This window comes from Novipirellula galeiformis (assembly GCF_007860095.1).
Lineage (GTDB): Bacteria > Planctomycetota > Planctomycetia > Pirellulales > Pirellulaceae > Novipirellula > Novipirellula galeiformis.
In genome coordinates this window covers 360,167-376,481 of record NZ_SJPT01000001.1, presented here as the reverse complement: position 1 = coordinate 376,481, position 16,315 = coordinate 360,167, and the positions used below count along the sequence as shown (strand labels likewise).

At 56.8% G+C, this 16,315-nt stretch carries 14 protein-coding genes; 10 read left to right on the top strand and 4 right to left on the bottom strand.

From position 1 onward, the window contains the following. Positions 1-63: 63 nt before the first annotated feature. Entirely contained in the window at positions 64-2,283 is a 2,220-nt protein-coding gene (locus Pla52o_RS01280; RefSeq protein ID WP_146592778.1) for a serine/threonine protein kinase, read from the bottom strand. 125 nt (positions 2,284-2,408) lie between these two features. On the opposite strand from Pla52o_RS01280, the gene Pla52o_RS01275 reads away from it, so the two are divergent. The 4 genes from Pla52o_RS01275 (at position 2,409) to Pla52o_RS01260 (ending at position 6,841) form a co-directional block, all read left to right on the top strand. Then, on the top strand, positions 2,409-3,029 hold the full coding sequence (locus Pla52o_RS01275; RefSeq protein ID WP_146592777.1) for an RNA polymerase sigma factor: 621 nt from the start codon (positions 2,409-2,411) through the stop codon (positions 3,027-3,029). Positions 3,030-3,337: 308 nt separating this feature from the next. Beyond that, positions 3,338-4,504 carry a glycosyltransferase family 4 protein gene (locus tag Pla52o_RS01270; protein WP_146592776.1) on the top strand — a complete coding sequence of 389 codons (1,167 nt, stop codon included), beginning with the start codon at positions 3,338-3,340 and terminating at the stop codon, positions 4,502-4,504. A 224-nt stretch (positions 4,505-4,728) separates the two neighbouring features. Further along, complete coding sequence (locus Pla52o_RS01265) at positions 4,729-5,670, top strand: serine/threonine-protein kinase (protein ID WP_146592775.1); 942 nt, start codon at positions 4,729-4,731, stop codon at positions 5,668-5,670. 199 nt (positions 5,671-5,869) lie between these two features. Beyond that, a complete protein-coding gene (locus Pla52o_RS01260; protein WP_146592774.1) occupies positions 5,870-6,841 on the top strand; it encodes an acetyl-CoA carboxylase carboxyltransferase subunit alpha in 972 nt (323 codons plus the stop codon). 420 nt (positions 6,842-7,261) lie between these two features. Here the strand turns inward: Pla52o_RS01260 and Pla52o_RS01255 are convergent, their stop codons facing one another. After that, positions 7,262-7,990, bottom strand: a complete 729-nt coding sequence (locus Pla52o_RS01255) for a CvpA family protein (protein WP_146592773.1) — start codon at positions 7,988-7,990, stop codon at positions 7,262-7,264. Positions 7,991-8,415: 425 nt separating this feature from the next. Between Pla52o_RS01255 and Pla52o_RS01250 the strand changes: the two genes are divergently transcribed. Next, positions 8,416-9,144, top strand: coding sequence for a metal-dependent hydrolase (locus tag Pla52o_RS01250; RefSeq protein WP_146592772.1), 729 nt, complete (start codon positions 8,416-8,418; stop codon positions 9,142-9,144). A gap of 21 nt (positions 9,145-9,165) precedes the next feature. On the opposite strand, the gene dtd is transcribed toward Pla52o_RS01250, so the two are convergent. Then, positions 9,166-9,612 (bottom strand): D-aminoacyl-tRNA deacylase, encoded by a 447-nt coding sequence (dtd, locus tag Pla52o_RS01245; RefSeq protein ID WP_146592771.1) that lies wholly within the window; start codon positions 9,610-9,612, stop codon positions 9,166-9,168. Positions 9,613-9,710: 98 nt separating this feature from the next. On the opposite strand from dtd, the gene Pla52o_RS01240 reads away from it, so the two are divergent. Next, positions 9,711-10,610 (top strand): DUF1559 family PulG-like putative transporter, encoded by a 900-nt coding sequence (locus Pla52o_RS01240; RefSeq protein WP_146592770.1) that lies wholly within the window; start codon positions 9,711-9,713, stop codon positions 10,608-10,610. A gap of 232 nt (positions 10,611-10,842) precedes the next feature. On the opposite strand, the gene Pla52o_RS01235 is transcribed toward Pla52o_RS01240, so the two are convergent. After that, the gene (locus tag Pla52o_RS01235) at positions 10,843-12,057 is read right to left on the bottom strand and encodes an argininosuccinate synthase (RefSeq protein WP_146592769.1); all 1,215 of its coding nucleotides are present in this window, start codon (positions 12,055-12,057) and stop codon (positions 10,843-10,845) included. 94 nt (positions 12,058-12,151) lie between these two features. Between Pla52o_RS01235 and larB the strand changes: the two genes are divergently transcribed. The 4 genes from larB (at position 12,152) to Pla52o_RS01215 (ending at position 15,993) form a co-directional block, all read left to right on the top strand. Then, positions 12,152-13,099 (top strand): nickel pincer cofactor biosynthesis protein LarB, encoded by a 948-nt coding sequence (larB, locus tag Pla52o_RS01230; RefSeq protein WP_146592768.1) that lies wholly within the window; start codon positions 12,152-12,154, stop codon positions 13,097-13,099. After that, positions 13,096-13,965 carry an NAD(P)H-hydrate dehydratase gene (locus Pla52o_RS01225; RefSeq protein WP_146592767.1) on the top strand — a complete coding sequence of 290 codons (870 nt, stop codon included), beginning with the start codon at positions 13,096-13,098 and terminating at the stop codon, positions 13,963-13,965. Before larB ends, Pla52o_RS01225 begins: the two co-directional genes overlap by 4 nt. A gap of 65 nt (positions 13,966-14,030) precedes the next feature. After that, positions 14,031-14,981, top strand: a complete 951-nt coding sequence (gene ribF / locus Pla52o_RS01220; RefSeq protein WP_146592766.1) for a riboflavin biosynthesis protein RibF — start codon at positions 14,031-14,033, stop codon at positions 14,979-14,981. A gap of 16 nt (positions 14,982-14,997) precedes the next feature. Then, complete coding sequence (locus Pla52o_RS01215) at positions 14,998-15,993, top strand: DHH family phosphoesterase (RefSeq protein WP_146592765.1); 996 nt, start codon at positions 14,998-15,000, stop codon at positions 15,991-15,993. Positions 15,994-16,315: the final 322 nt, after the last annotated feature.

Below are 16,315 nucleotides of genomic sequence, written 5' to 3'. Positions count from 1 at the left end.
TAGAAGTCCTTGGGGGAATGAGGACACAATCGTCCCGCACGCCGTTTTAGAACATGGGAGAGATCACGAAGCCGCGGTCAGCTCACCGGGAACCATCGATGTTCGCTTTGACAACACGGCATCCATTTGCTTCCACGTGTTGACGATAAACCGATAAGCGAAGAATGAAGCAAGCAGCCCAACAATGCCTGCGGCCAGCGCGGCCAACGCGAACAATTGCGACGCTCCTTCGGTCGAGATCAAGAGCGCGGCACCGAGCAGCGGAATGATGGCGGCGATCAACAAATACCACTCGCTACGGTGTAGGATCTGGTCCGCTCGCTGATCGAATTGCGGATCCTGCATCGTCCCGCTCAAACAGCGGGGATAGAACACAAGCGTGGCCATCAGCGCCATGCCAAAGTACGGATAGATCATCGCCACGCCGCCACAGATCAGTGACGACATAAAAAGATGAACCGCTTGCGTCATACTAAAGTCGGGAAAGATGCCTGACAAAACGAGCGGAAACAACACGCCGGCAATCAACCACAATGTGCCTCCGATCAATGCCGCGCGGTGCCCGAGTTCGAGCGTCTCACTGAGATCCGATGGATCGACACGAGCCCCACGCCGGACCGAATCGACGGCGCGAACAATCCGCCGCGCATACCAAATCGCAACCCCTGCGGCAAAGGGAAAGAACGTCAAATTGACAATCCATGAAACGACTCCCAATCCTTCTTTTGTCTCGGGCGTCGTCATCACATGATGATAGTTGTATTGAAAATTCAAACAGCCGCCAATCATATTTGGCAACAACAAAATGACACAGGTGACGATCCAAGGCGACCATTTCGAAAGGGTCATCGCCACTGATTTTTCGGGAGGATCAAACAGCGTCGCGGTTTCGGGATGAAGCGACAAACGCAACCGACCGGCCATCTCGGCACCGTCGACGAAACGATCCTCGGGATCCAACGACAACGCCTTGCGAAGCACCTTTTCGAGAACGCGTTCGGATGCGGTTTCCGATCGCTGCGGTTCTTTGAGTGGTTGTGCCCGAGCGGCTAACTGAATGGACACCGCGTCGCTCCAAGACCCCGCAATGGCGTCGCACGCAAACGGGCGTTCGCCTTGCCACAGTTCCCACAGCGTGACGGCGAGCGAATACAGATCGGCAGGCTCTTGAACTTTTTCAGGTTCATCGAGCAGCTTTGAACTAATCGCGCGCAGATGCTCGGGAGCCATGTAGGCGATCGAGCCACCGAACGAGGCCGCCGCACCGGCACGCCCCGCGGCCCCCGCGAAGCTGACGTTAAAATCGGCGAGCTGTGGAATACACTCGGCTGATAACAACACGTTCGCTGGCTTCACATCGCGATGCAACACACCGCAAGCATGGGCTTCGTCAAGCGCCTTAGCCAATTGCACTCCCATCCATGCAACCACGGTCGACCAGGGAGCCGTTTCGATCCACTGTCGCACGGCCGAACGATCGGGAACCACTTGCGCCGCACGCAGCAAGTTCTGGTCGACTGAATCGAGAAGCAACCGACTGCATCGATCCGAACTGTCACATTGCCGAACCATTTGCACGACATCGGCCAACGTGCCGCCCGGATGATATTGCATGTACAACAAATGCAATGCTTGTTCGGCAACTGTCCGTTGGTCAAAAACACGAACGATATTGGGATGGTCAAATTGAGCGAGGGCCTGTGACTCATCACCGCTGCCATGCGAAACCTTGAGTGCGACCAAGCGGTGCATCGAAATTTGGCGAGCCAGATAAACGTGGGCGATCGCGCCTTGACCGAGCTTGGCGAGAACCAAAAAGTCATCAACTTGCCTGCCGACCGAAATCTCGGGAGGAAGACCGCACTTGGCGACCGAACGCGTTGCCTCGATCCGAGTCAACATTTGATCCAGCAATGCTTCATACTGAGGAAACCTCAGCAGGTACTCGTCATGCGACGGAGTTTCGCCGAAATCCTTTCGCAGCTGGATTTCTTCCATCAGTAGATCCAGTGGAACCGTTTCCATCGAAAGCAGGTCGGGCATCGCATCAACATAGTGTTCAATGCAATGCAGTGTCCCTGCGTCGGCCGCCATTGCCATGTCCAATTTGATCAATTCGACCAACACGAAGTGACGCAGGTCAGAATCAACGTTGGGCAACAAGTTCCGCAATTCCGCAGGCTGCTGAACCGACGCGCGTTGAACGAGCTTTTCAAGACATGCTTCGATAACGGCGTCGATATCGTCATCACGGCAATCGTGGGAGTCGATCTGAGTTTTCATTGCAGAATCTCTAGCAAAACTTTCTCCACGAAATTGAGTTCGACGCCCCTCAACGGTTTCGTAAAACGACGCCGTTACTGTATGTTGATTGGGGGAATCAAGCTACCTCACCGACAGGTCTGAACATGGATAAATTCGATCAACCCGAACTCGTGTTACGGATCAAAAAGCACGATGCCGAGGCGCTGGCGAGTTACATCGACCTCCACCGCGGCCAATTGGCTGGCTTTCTAAAATCGATCACCGGAGAACATTTGTTGGCCGTAGTCGAACTGGATGATTTAATTCAAGAAGTTTCCACTGCGGCGTTATCGAGCCTCGATTCGGCACCATTCGACCAGTACGAGCCGATGCAATGGCTGCAACAAATCGCTCGCCGACGAGTCGTCGACGCGCATCGCTTTCACTTTGGTGCGAAACGTCGTGACGCAGGCCGCCAACGGTCGATTCATGCGGCAAACCCAGCCGGCACGGCGGCTTTCGGGTTGGAACAAATGTTGGTCGCCAGCATGACATCGCCCAGCGCCGCACTGAGCCGCGACATTCGCATGGTTCGCATGCAGGAGGCGATCGAGGAACTTTCGGACGAGCAAAAACAGTCGATCCGGATGCGTTACGTCGAAGGATTACCAACCAAAGAAATTGCGGCCAAGCTTGGCAAAACCGACGTTGCTATCCGCGTGCTGCTGTCGCGTAGCATGCGACTGCTTGAAACGCAGTTACAGGACGTCAAACCAAGCACATGATTGGTGCGGGGCAGGGCAGGGGAGTTGTCGATTGATCGCAACGATACTGATCAAGCGGTCGACTACTCGATGCCGACCACGTTGCTCATCACGGGGCGTCTCGACAACGCCACCCGCAACGAACCGGCAAGTGAAACGATAAAAAGCCACGCTCGACCTACGAACATCGTATTCACGACAGCGCAAAACAGGGTCACTGGAACCAAAGCGATTGGATGGCTACGGTAGTAACCCATATTGATCGGGTTCCTCAAAAAGCACCTCAAGTAAACCATCCCTCGAACGTCTCGCTGGTTAGGAAATAATTCGTGCGTGTTGCTCATGTCATTACTCGAATGATTATTGGTGGTGCTCAAGAGAACACGCTCCTGAATTGCCTGGACCTGATGCACGATTTTGGTGACGACGTGCTGTTGATCACCGGAAAAGAAGTTGGTCCCGAGGGAGACTTGTTGAGCCAGGGTAGGGCAGGGGAGTTGCCAATTTGCAAGCTTGACCACCTGCGTCGTTCGATCCATCCGGTCCACGATATCAAGGGACGTGCCGAGCTTCGCGACGCGATCCGAAAATTCAAACCCGACGTTGTCCATACGCATAGCGCTAAGGGAGGAATTTTGGGGCGAGCGGTCGCGTGGAGCGAGCATGTTCCCGCGATTATCCACAGCGTGCATGGTGCTCCGTTTCATCAATATCAGCCGACGCTGACTCGGACGCTGTACCGAACGTGCGAACGATGGGCGGCCAAGCGATGCCACCACATGGTATGTGTCGCCGACGCCATGACCGATTTGATGGTCGATGCCAAGGTCGCTCCGCGTGAAATGTTTACCACGATCTACAGCGGGATGAATGTCGAGCCGTTTCTGCATGCGAGCGAACATCGCGACCGCGTCCGCAAGCGATTCGGTTTGTCCGACGATGCAATCGTAATCGGAAAGATTGCCCGATTGTTTCATTTGAAAGGCCACGACGATCTGATCTCCGCGGCGGCCCAAGTCGTCAAGCAGGTTCCCCAGGTCCGATTTTTATTGGTCGGTGATGGCGTTTTGCGAGAGCCCCTGAATCGCCGCATCGAATCGCTTGGGCTGAGCGAGCACTTTGTTTTTTCAGGACTCGTTCCCCCCGACGAGGTACCGTCGCTGATCGGGGCGATGGATGCCTTGGTTCACACCTCGTATCGCGAAGGACTTGCTCGAGCGTTGCCGCAGGCGTTGATCGCCGGGCGTCCGGTCATCAGCTACGACGTCGACGGGGCTCGCGAAGTGGCGATATCGGGGGAGACCGGATTCCTGATCCCCCCAGGCGACATCGATCAACTCGCTCAATCGATCACGAAATTGAGCACCGATCGAGACATGCGACTGCAGATGGGGAGGGCAGGGCAGAGGCGATTTACGGACCAGTTCCGACACCAAACGATGACGCGTCGGATCCGCGAGCTTTACGAGCGGGTGCTCAAGGGCACCCCCGCGTGATCCGCCCGCTATTTTTCGTGGCATGGCTTGCCGAAAGAGCGATAACTCAGGCGAGAAATGGGGTGTCCGAGCGGTGGGCAACCGAGCCAGCCAACCCCCTCGTTACGCCGTCGCCCCACCCGAACCGCATTCCAGCCCGACCTATCGGGCTAGGGACCGATTGAACTATCATAGGACAACCGCTATACGCCGACCAAATTACGCATTGCCCCTGATTTGAGCTGATGACCAAGACCCGTGATTTTCTGGGCCCCTATCGATTGGCCCGCTTGATTCGCTCCGGAAGTACCTGTGACGTCTGGGAAGCCATTGATGAAAACGACCAACAGCGGTATGCGCTAAAACTGCTCAAGCCATCGGCGCGAGAGGACAAGGCTGAGATCGCGTCGCTGAAACACGAGTTCACCGTTGCCTCGGACCTAAACAGCCCCCGCATTATCAAAGTGTTCGACTTTCGCACCGAGTCGGGAGTTCCGTTTTTGGTGCTGCAGTTGTTCAGCGAATTGAATATGAAACAGGCACTCCGGCAAGGGCCTGAGTCACTCTCTTACATGTTAGACAAGATCGTCGGTCAAGCCGCCGAGGGCTTGTACTACATGCACACCAAGAATTGGATCCACTTGGATATCAAGCCGGATAATTATCTCGTCAGCCGGGATGGTGAAACGAAGCTGATCGACTTTACCATCGCTGAGAAAAAGAAGACGGGCTTTAGCAAACTGTTCCACAGTTCGAAGTTTGCCAAAGGCACACGAAGCTACATGTCGCCTGAGCAAATTCGCTGTAAAGTTTGCGACGAGCGATCGGACATCTACAGCTTTGGATGCGTGTTGTTTGAACTCGTCACCGGCAAGCCTCCCTACACGGGTGACACGCCGAATGATTTGCTCAACAAACATCTCAGCGCATCGATCCCAAGTCCAATCGCTTACAACAACAACGTCAGCAAAGACTTCGCGGACTTGATCAAACAAATGATGGCGAAAAAGCCTGACAATCGACCACCTTCGATGTGGGAATTCCTAAAACAATTCCGTGCGATGGAGCTTTGGAACAAGCGGCCTCGCAAACCCGAAGTCAGTGTGTTCGACAGCCTACCGGGGATCCGCGGCGCCGATGACATGCTTCGAAAATCATCGTCCAACGGCGAAGAAGAAGAAGCTTAACCAGGGGTTACGGAACCTCCGTCGCCTCCACTTGTCTTGACAAACAAATCACATCGCATTTTCACCCAACCCTCCGTGCAAAACGCGATGTTTTCCGCGCTCGTTGTCCCACTCGGCCCCTTCGAATGACCGTACCGCCAGGGCTGACCGGACAACCCCAAACGCGGCACAACGCATTAGCCACTATCGTGAGAAAAGAATGAACGCAGGACCTGGATTAGAATTCGAATACGAAATCGCTGACCTCGAAAGCAAAATCGCATCGCTTGAACGCCAGACGGATCGCAGCGAAGAGATGGAGAAAGAGATCCGTGATTTTCGTCGACAGCTCGTCGACCAACTGCGTGATGTTTACGGGTCACTCAACTCGTGGCAAACCGTGCAAGTGGCGCGTCACAAAAACCGACCGTACACACGCGACTATTTGAATCTTGCCTTCGATGAATTTGTCGAATTGCACGGGGACAAACATTTCGGCGATGACCGCGCCCTGGTGTCGGGTTTTGCGAAACTCGATCGCTTCAAAGTGCTCGTTTTGGGACACCAAAAAGGACGCACCTTCAAAGAGCGAGCGGCTTCGCACTTCGGTTGCGCCCACCCCGAAGGCTACCGCAAAGCGATGCGCAAAATGCAGTTGGCCGAAAAATATCACTTGCCCGTGATCTGCTTTATCGACACCCCCGGAGCCTATCCCGGTATCGGTGCCGAGGAACGCGGCCAGGCGCAAGTGATCGCCGAAAGCATGTTCATGATGAGCCGCTTGAAAACGCCGGTGATCTGCGTCGTGATTGGCGAAGGTGGATCGGGCGGCGCCCTGGGCATCGGTCTGGGTGACCGTATCGCGATTCTGCAACATTCGTACTACAGCGTGATCAGTCCCGAGGGTTGTGCGGGCATCTTGTGGAAGAGTCACAAACACGCGCCCAAGGCGGCCGAGGCGCTGCGTTTCACCAGCGACAACTTGAAGCGACTCGGTGTTGTCGACGACGTGCTCGAAGAACCCCTTGGCGGTGCCCACCGCGATCACCATCAAATGGCATCGCGGCTGAAGAGCTACTTGTCACGAACGCTCTCGGATTTGGAAACCAAGACGACCGACGAGTTGGTCAACGAGCGTTACGAAAAATTCCGCCGCATCGGCGTCTTCCTCGAAGAGCCCCAAACGACTTAAGCGATCAACAGGGAACCGCACACGGGTTCGCTTCAACGGCGATGCAAACGATGGCGATGACGCCACAGTTGGCGATCGCCGCGAAACGCATATGAACGTCCACATGACAGCCGTGGAACGCGAGAAAGGCCGGTTTTCACGGCCTATTTCAACCGCCCCGCAACGTCCGATAATGCCCCTTATGTTGCATTAAGGGTGCAGATTCCCCCGTGTTTCAGGCAATTCGTGCGATAGGCATCCAGTCTGTCGTCGGCATCCCCTGCTCAACAAAACGCTTTCTGTGGGATGGCCTTCGCGGCTGGCGTCAACGCGTCGATCCGGCCGAAGCGCTTGGCGAGTTTCGCTACCAATCGATGGTGGAAATGAACGAGGAAATCCCACGACGAAATGGACTGACTCGAAGCCCAACTCTCGATGGCTCTAACGCTGGAATCCATTCCATGGTTGCTGGGCTTGCTGAGGTACCGATTGGCCCGAATTCCAGCCTCGTGGATCGACCGGCAACGGCGCGCGTCCGGCCGGGGCTCCTGAACCGTCATCCCAGAGCGATTCGGGCAAGACGCCGTTCGCCGCATCCCTCGTCATGCTCTCCCGGACGCCTTCCAAAAAGCCTGCGGGCATCTCTTGGGCGTCGTCCGAATTGAAGCGTTTTTCGAAGCGGTCCAGGTACGGTTGGACGACCTCTTGGATCTCAGGCGGAATCACCGACTCGCTGCGCGCCAGCACGCTGGCGATGTAGTTGCCGCTCTTGCTGCCGACGATTTTCTCGCGAACGTTTTCACCAAAAAGCGTGACGGCAAACAGCGTGATCAGGATGCAATAAAGCGCGCCTTTCGCCAGCCCGAACATCGCTCCGATTTGACGATCGAATTCGCGGAGTTTGAAGCGATCGATGGTGCCGCTAACCATTCGGAATGCGACCCAAACGACCAGCGAGGTGCCGACGTACAAAATCAACATCGCCAAAAACCGGTTCCATGGCGGCTCGGCATGGATCGATTGGCTGAACGGTTCACGATAGTGGTAGGCCACCATGTAGCTGACCACGATCGAGGCGATCGAGGCGAGTTGCCAGGCGAAACCTTTGATCGCGCCAAACACCAACGCGCCGATCAACACAACCAACATCATGATGTCGTATATTTCCACCAGAACGCTTCCATGCGAGTAAAGGGCATGCGAGTAAAGGGCATGCGAACAAGAGGCGGGGAGGGCGGTTGCGACCGCTTTTTTTTCGAACCCGACCGCAAACGATGCCGCCTAGTCCATTCGCAGAATCCTGTGTGATAGCAATCGGCTCATTGCGGCGGGTATGCAATCCGTCCGAGCTTCCACGTTGGCGCGGATTGTAGACAAGCGACCTCGCCAAGCGAAGATCAATTGATTCGGGCTTGGCAGCCCCCTGGAAAAAATCCTATGTAAGAAGCTAGGGGAATCTGTATTCGTCGCGAGCCTTCGCAATGCATCACCCACAATTGAATTGCTACCAATTGGATCTGTTGCTTGCAAAGCTTGACGAAATTGATTCCCAGTAGCTCCCTTCATTTTTCCACCACTCCCCTGCCCTTTCCGTCGTGGCCGATTTTAAAACGCACATCACCGGCAGCACGATCGTGGGCATCGCCTACGGTTACTGGGGCGTGACGTGTCAATCGATGTCGATTGAGAGCGGCATTTTGGCGGGCGGACTTTGTTCGGTCAGCGGGATGTTGCCTGACCTGGACAGCGACTCGGGCATCCCGCTTCGCGAGACCAGCATGTTCGCTGCGGCCGTCGTGCCGATGTTGATGATCGATCGGTTTCGTGATCTAGAACTGTCGCACGAAGCGATGGCGCTGGCGGCGATGTTGATCTACATCGCGATCCGATTTATTGCCGTCGAATTTTTCAAACGCTACACCGTCCATCGCGGCATGTGGCATAGCATTCCTGCCGCAGCGAGCGCCGGATTGATCGCGTACCTAGTGATGCCATGCCCGAGTGAATCGATCCGTGTGTACAAAAGCATCGCGGTCGTCGTCGGGTTTCTCGTTCACTTGATGCTTGACGAGATTTGGAGTATCGACTTTAGCGGAGGGCGGTTTCGACTAAAAAAATCCTTCGGCACCGCGTTGAAATTTGTTGGCCAGAGCCAGATTGCCAATGTCAGCGTGTATGCAAAATTGTTCCTGTTGATCTATCTCGCTTGGGGCGATCATGACGTAGTCGACCGCATCCGGCAACGATCACGACTCGACGACAGCTATATCGCCAAGCCGGCTCCGGAGTCGATGCCATGGGACAAATGGCTACCGTGGAGATAATCATCCTCGTGGCGACTTGATTTACGAATTCGTTCGATCAAGTATCAGCGTCACCGGACCATCGTTGACCAAGCTGACTTGCATGTCGGCGGCAAAAATCCCTTGTTCGACGGGCACCCCCACGTCCCGCAGCAAGTTGCAGTAGGACTCATAAATTTCGTTTGCGATGCCGGGATCCGCAGCGGCGGTGAAGGCGGGCCGTCGTCCTTTGCGACAATCGCCCAACAGCGTGAATTGGCTGACCGCCAACACCGCCCCCTCGATATCCAACACAGAGCGATTCATCTTTCCCTCGTCGTCGGGAAAGATCCGCAGCTGGGCTGTTTTCTCAGCCAACCATTTGGCTTCGGCTACCGTGTCACCGTGACCGACGCCGACCAAAGCCAGCACCCCACGCTCGATAGCGCCCACCACCCTGCCCTGCACTTCTACTTTCGCAGAAGAGACTCGTTGAATCACAATTCGCATCCGTTTTCCTTTTGAAACGTCTCTGTGTTGTTTGGTCAGGTTTCTGCATAGAATAACCTCAGCACTTGGTCCCACAAACGCCTGCGAATCGTTGTCCCATGCCTTATCTTTTCACCTGCCCTCACTGCCAAACCAAGACCCAAGTGGATGAACGGTACAGCGGCCAAAAGGGAGCGTGTGTCACCTGTGGCGGCGAGATCAAATTGCCTCACTTTACAAATTCCCCGGTGAAAGCGGGGACGGATCGCCGTTGGAAACCGGTCACATCGGCCGTCGCAGCCACCGTCGTGTTGATCCTGTTATTGACCTTGGCGTACGCTGCCATTCGCCAAGGACAACAAACCATGGGCACCTTCCAATCCAACCGCCAACGCAGCTTGTCGATTCGCAATTTGGAGCAGATCGCCTCGGCCTTGAATGCCTACGCCGCCGATCACGGAACCTACCCTCCCCCGTTCACGACCGACGCCGCGGGCACTCCGCTGCAATCATGGCGTGTGCTGATCCTGCCCTACTTAGGCGAAGACGAGCTGTACGAGTCGATCGATCGAAGCGCTGCCTGGGACGCCGCGAACAATCTGCCCCTCGCCTACAGCAAGATGCCCGGGGTCTATCGACATCCGGACAATCCAAGCAGTGCTGGAACCAGCGAGAGCGCGTATTACATCATCACAGGAGACCAGACATTGTTTCCAAGCTCAGGACCGCTGGGCCCCAATGACGTGGTGGACGACCCGCTCAAAACCATTCTTGTGGTCGAAGCGAACCCGAGCATGATTAGCGGCGTTTGGACCGAGCCGGTCGATTTAAACTTAGCGACGATCCAAGGGATCGGTGGACTCCAAACGAATATCGGCGGCCGGTTGGATGGGGGATCTGCCATCGTCACGATCGACGAACGAGGGCACTTTTTAGACGAGAACACGCCAGCTTCGACGCTGCGCGCCCTTGTCACGCCTCGCGGTGGCGAACCACTCGCGGATGACACGTTGGACTAAGAGCGTACCACGTCCCTGTTGCGACGGATCCCCAGGCTCCCGATGCACATTGTCTGAATTCGCATTGACTGAATGCACATTGTGGGCTCCCGCCTGCCGAGCCATCGACAAGGATGAACTCGGACGCGCGGTGGAGCCCTGAGGGACCGCCCTGAGGGACAGGGCCGCCCCGAGGACTGCGTGGACCTCAGGGCTTGTGCGTCACACCAAGCAAGAGCTTGGCAACACGCGATTAGAACTTGCGTGGGGTTACCGAAGCTTGCACGCGGCTTGGCAAACCTTGGATTCGCAAGAAGCCTTCGGCGTCGTCCTGGTTGTACGATCCGCCACCTTCCATGGTCGCGATGTCTTCGTCGTACAAGCTAAACGGACTCGTGCGTGAGGCAACCATGATGTTGCCCTTGTAAAGCTGCAACGTCACTTCGCCGGTCACGGTCTTTTGCGATTCACGCATGAACGCCATCAATGCATCCATCTTCGGCGTGTACCAGAAACCGTAATAAACCATTTCGGCAACTTCGGGAGCCATGCGATCTCGCAAATGCATCAAATCACGATCCATCGCCAGTTGCTCGATGTACATGTGGGCATCGTACAGCACGGTCATCCCAGGAGACTCGTAGACACCGCGGCTCTTCATGCCGACGAAACGGTTTTCGACCATGTCGATGCGGCCGACGCCGTTGCGTCCGGCGATCTCGTTCAAGCTTTCGACCATTTCCAGGGCGTTGACCGATTTTCCGTTCAACGTCGTTGGCACTCCGGCTTCGAATCCGATCGTCACCGACTCGGCCTTGTCGGGAGCCTCTTGAGGGCTGACCCCCATTCCGAACTCGACGATCTCGACACCGTTGACGTCCAAGGCTTCGAGTTTGCCCGCTTCGTAGCTGATGTGCAGCACGTTTTCATCGCTGCTGTACGGTTTTGCGGTCGAAGCTTTGACCGGAATATTCTTTTCGTTGCAATAGGCGATCAATTCCGTCCGCCCTGGGAACGCGTCTCGGAATTCTTTGATTCGCCAAGGCGCGATCATCTTGATGCTGGGATCAATGGCATCGGCGGCGAGTTGGAAGCGGCACTGGTCATTTCCTTTGCCCGTCGCACCGTGAGCGTAGGCGGTCGCACCGACCTCATGGGCCACTTCGATGCAAACCTTGCTGATCAAAGGGCGAGCGATCGAGGTGCCCAGCAGATAAACCTGCTCGTATTTGGCCTGCCAACCGAGCACGGGGAAGGCGAAATCGCGACACAGCTCTTCGCGAACATCCACGACGCGAGCGGACTTGGCGCCACAATCGCGGGCCTTTTGCATCGTCGCTTCGCGATCTTCCCCCGGCTGCCCAAGGTCCACATAAACCGCATGCACCTCATAGCCTTGGTCCTGAAGCCAACCGAGAATGACTGAAGTATCTAATCCACCAGAGTAAGCAAGTACGCAGCTTTTCATTAGGATGTTATCCACCGAGAATGCAAGAACCTAGAAATGATGTTCATCAACGAACCCCAATTTGAAGTTTGATTCCCCTGGACTGCAACCGCCCATGCCAAATGACCCTTTGAAGGTTCCGCCCCCAGCCTCCCCTACCCTGCCCCTTGGCCAGGCGAGACGGCTCACACTTTCACCGCAAATTGCTGACTTAATCGCCAGCGTCGCGGCGGGAACCACCTCGGTTGCCGAGGCGACCACCGCACTTCAAATTGCCCATCTTGATTCCATTGCACCGCCGTCGGTCGGATCCGAAGCCGATCAAATGCGGGTCATCGAAGGTGCAACGGTCGATCTCGGGCGGCAAACGCGGTGCGGTTTCGGCGAAGTGATCTACGGCGAAGGCAAGGAATTTGACTTGATCGCTCGCATCATCGACTCGCAAATCGCGGACGCCCAAACCTCCTTAGTCACCCGTATTTGCCCCCAGACGGCGGAAAAATTAAAAACGCGGTTTCCCAACAGCCACCACTGCCCGCTGGGCCGCACCTTTCGAACCCATCTCGATGGGCAAGCCCCCTGCCCTGCTCCGATCGATCCCGACGCGCATCGCTTTCATGCCGCGGTGGTCACGGCCGGCAGCACCGATGCCGCGGTGGCCGCCGAAGCCATCCAGACGCTGACGTGGATGGGCGTCGCGGTACGCCGCTTCACCGACATCGGAGTGGCCGGTCCTCAACGGCTGATCCACGCACTGCCGGAACTCCGCAAGGCGTCCGCCGTGGTCGTGATCGCTGGCATGGAAGGCGCCCTGCCCCCCGTGGTCGCAGGCCATTTATCGGCTCCGATCTTCGCGGTCCCCACCAGCGTCGGTTACGGAGCGACGTTGGGCGGGCTGACCCCGCTACTCGGCATGCTCAGCAGTTGTGCGGCGAATGTTGCGGTGGTCAACATCGACGCTGGATTCAAGGGGGGCTATCTGGCCGGAACGATCATCCGCCAATTGGAAAACGCCACCCAAAACCAGACGAACGATTCCTCGGTGAAAGATCCAACGCCATGAGCAGTCTACCTCCGGCAGCGTTTCCCCAACGCGAACACGACTCACACAAAGGCAACTTTGGCCGCGTGATGCTGTGTGGCGGCTCGCGTGGGATGGCCGGTTCGATCGCCCTCGCTTCGATCGCGGCACTGCACACCGGGTCGGGCTTGGTTTCCGCAGCCATCCCGGATCGATGTCTCGAAACGGTCGCCTCCTTTCATCCCTGCCTAATGACGATTCCCGTCGCCGATGACGCCCAAGGTCGCTTTAGCGTGGATGCGATCACGACCCTTGCTCCTTCGCTGGATCGCTTCGATGCGTGGGGCTGCGGTCCCGGGATGACGACGGGTGAGGGCTCCATGCGAATCGTCCAACATGTTTTGCAAGCGACAAAACTCGCTCGCGTTTTTGATGCGGACTCGCTCAATTGTTTGGCCAAGATAAATTGGGGGCAACAACCACCACTCAACCACCACCACCTTGTCCTAACCCCCCACCCCGGCGAATTGAGTCGATTGACCCACGTCGACGCGAAGAATCGCGATCTGCAAATCGAAGCGGCCCAAAACTTAGCCGCCCACCATCACGTCACGATTGTGGTCAAAGGGGGCCCCAGCGTGGTGGTCGATGCGACGAGACGTTGGACTAATTCGACAGGGAACCCGGGGATGGCGACGGCTGGATCGGGCGATGTGTTGACCGGAGTGATCACGTCGCTATTGGGACAAGGGCTCTCGGCTTGGGATGCGGCGCGATTGGGCGTTTGGATTCACGGAGCGGCCGGGGACAAAGCCGCCGCGCGGCACGGGCAAGCGGGCATGACGGCGTGGGAGTTGTTGGCGGAATTGCCCCAAGTCATAGCGGCCTTCGATTCTGAGTCGATGTGAGGCATAATGCCGACATCGTGGCCCCCCCTGCCCTGCCCTCATTCCCTTCACCACCCTACGAACACGTGACGAAAATCCTCCCGCTTGCCGAAGTGACCGATGCGGCTCGCGGTGGCGTTATCAGCATTGGGAATTTTGACGGGGTCCACCGTGGGCACGCAGCCTTGATTCGCCAGGCACGCGAGATGGCCGACCGCTTGGCGGGGCCCGTCGTCGCGGTCGTACTCGATCCTCACCCCGCAGCGATCCTGAGACCGGACCGTGTCCCGGCGAAATTGTCCTGGATCGAACGTCGCGGCGAATTGCTCTCGCAAATCGACACCGACTTTCTTGTCGTGGTGCCTACCAGCCAAGCGTTCTTGAACCTTTCGGCACATGAGTTCTTTGAATCCCTGGTCCGTACCACGCTGCGTGCCCAAGGCGTAGTCGAAGGCCCAAACTTTTTTTTCGGCCGTGGCCGCGAAGGAACGATCCAAACGCTGCAATCGCTGTGTGACGAAAGTCGCATCGAATTGAGGGTCGCCCCCTCGAGCATCGATAACGAAGCGTTGATTAGCAGCACGCGGATTCGCCAACAAATCGAATGCGGCAAGATCGATACAGCGGTCCACATGCTGGGGCATCCGCACCAGATCCGCGGCCGCGTGGTTCGCGGCGATGGACGGGGAGCGAGTATCGGTTTCCCGACGGCCAATCTAAGCGAAATCGACGTCCTCGTCCCCGCACCGGGGGTCTACGGGGGGTACGCGATCATCGAACAGACGCGTTATCCCGCCGCGATCCATATCGGCCCCAACCCCACGTTTAATAATCAGCCCCAGCACAAGGTCGAAGTCCACGTGTTGGACTACACTGGGGATCTTTACCAGCAAACCTTGCTGGTTGACTTTGTGACCCGCGTGCGCGACATTGCCCGCTTCGAGTCACCTCAAGCGCTGGTCGCTCAACTGCAATTGGACATCGAATCCGTTCGATCGTTTCTTGCCAAAATTGAAAACAAAACGAACTTCAACTAATCGAAAGTAAAGCCTGATGGGTGTGCAGTGGAAAGCCTTTGTTGATCAGATCAGCCACTACGAATCATTTGTGCTCGTCAGCCACATTCGTCCCGATTGCGACGCATTGGGCAGCGAGCTGGGAATGGCCGAAGTGCTGCGTACGATTGGCAAAAAAGTTCGCATCATCAACGCCCACCGAACCCCGGCTGCGTTGCAATTCCTAGACCCAGCGAGCAACATTGAGGTGCTCGGCGACGATGTCGAAGCCGAAGACATTTCGGCCGATTGCATCATGATTCTCGACACCAGCGCCTGGGCGCAACTCGGGGACATGGGCGACGTCATCCGCAGTTCACGCGCCGACAAAATCGTGCTCGACCACCATGTCGGTGAAGACGAACTCGGCGCGACGATGTACAAAGACTACCAAGCCGAAGCGGCTGGCCATCTGGTGGTGCAAGCCGCCGATGCGTTGGGCGTGCCATTGACGCGTAGCATGTCGGTCCCCTTGTTTGCCGCAATCGCAACCGACACCGGCTGGTTCCGGTTCGGCAGCGTGACTCCGGAAACCTACCGTGTGGTTGCCCGCTTGATCGATGCGGGAGTGGTCCCCAGCGAAGTCTATAGCGACCTGTACGAACGCGATACGCTGGGCCGATTGCGACTCCGCGGCCTGATCCTCTCGAGAACCCAATCGGAGCTCGACGGCGCGCTGATGCACACGCATGTCGAGAAAGAAGATTTTGCCAAAGTCGGTGCCGAACCCAACGACACCGAAGATGCAATCAACTTGACCCTTGCCGTTCAAGGCACCAAGGCGGCGGTTATCTTTGTCGGCCAAATCCGCGGCGGATTTAAGCTCAGCTTCCGCAGCCGATGTGGCATGGACTGCAACGAAGTGGCTCGAAAATTTGGCGGTGGCGGCCACAAAGCTGCTGCTGGCGGTTTCCTCGAAGGAACCCTAGACGATGTCCGCGGTCGCGTCTTGCCCGTCGTCATCGAAGCGGTCAAGAAAGCGCTCGCTGAGTAACCACCGATCGCCATCTCGCTCCCCTCCCCTTTCCCAAAACGAGTCTGGAAACCGGGGAGCGGTGGAACCGTTAGAGCTTCCCCGCACCCAATCGGGTTCGATTCCTAGCGACTGACTCGCCTCTGGGCCTAGCGATTGATTCGCCACTGGCGACGAGCAACCCGTCTCGCTTTTGAGGGGGGGCAAGGTAACGACACGCGACAGCACGTTCGCCGTTTCGTGGTCGTTCACCATTTTTGGGCTGGGCTCTCCAGCATGCCCTCGCAGGGTCTTCCGCTGGGCCTTCTGCTCGGGTCTTCCGCTGGGCCCGTGCGGAAAACGC

What these genes read in the sequence shown, in the direction of transcription:
- Pla52o_RS01260 (WP_146592774.1), top strand. Translation starts at nt 5,870, where the DNA reads ATGAACGCAGGACCTGGATTAGAATTCGAATACGAAATCGCTGACCTC.
- Pla52o_RS01240 (WP_146592770.1), top strand. Translation starts at nt 9,711, where the DNA reads ATGCCTTATCTTTTCACCTGCCCTCACTGCCAAACCAAGACCCAAGTG.
- Pla52o_RS01215 (WP_146592765.1), top strand. Translation starts at nt 14,998, where the DNA reads ATGGGTGTGCAGTGGAAAGCCTTTGTTGATCAGATCAGCCACTACGAA.
- dtd (WP_146592771.1), bottom strand. Translation starts at nt 9,612, where the DNA reads ATGCGAATTGTGATTCAACGAGTCTCTTCTGCGAAAGTAGAAGTGCAG.
- Pla52o_RS01265 (WP_146592775.1), top strand. Translation starts at nt 4,729, where the DNA reads ATGACCAAGACCCGTGATTTTCTGGGCCCCTATCGATTGGCCCGCTTG.
- Pla52o_RS01280 (WP_146592778.1), bottom strand. Translation starts at nt 2,283, where the DNA reads ATGAAAACTCAGATCGACTCCCACGATTGCCGTGATGACGATATCGAC.
- Pla52o_RS01275 (WP_146592777.1), top strand. Translation starts at nt 2,409, where the DNA reads ATGGATAAATTCGATCAACCCGAACTCGTGTTACGGATCAAAAAGCAC.
- larB (WP_146592768.1), top strand. Translation starts at nt 12,152, where the DNA reads ATGCCAAATGACCCTTTGAAGGTTCCGCCCCCAGCCTCCCCTACCCTG.
- Pla52o_RS01225 (WP_146592767.1), top strand. Translation starts at nt 13,096, where the DNA reads ATGAGCAGTCTACCTCCGGCAGCGTTTCCCCAACGCGAACACGACTCA.
- Pla52o_RS01235 (WP_146592769.1), bottom strand. Translation starts at nt 12,057, where the DNA reads ATGAAAAGCTGCGTACTTGCTTACTCTGGTGGATTAGATACTTCAGTC.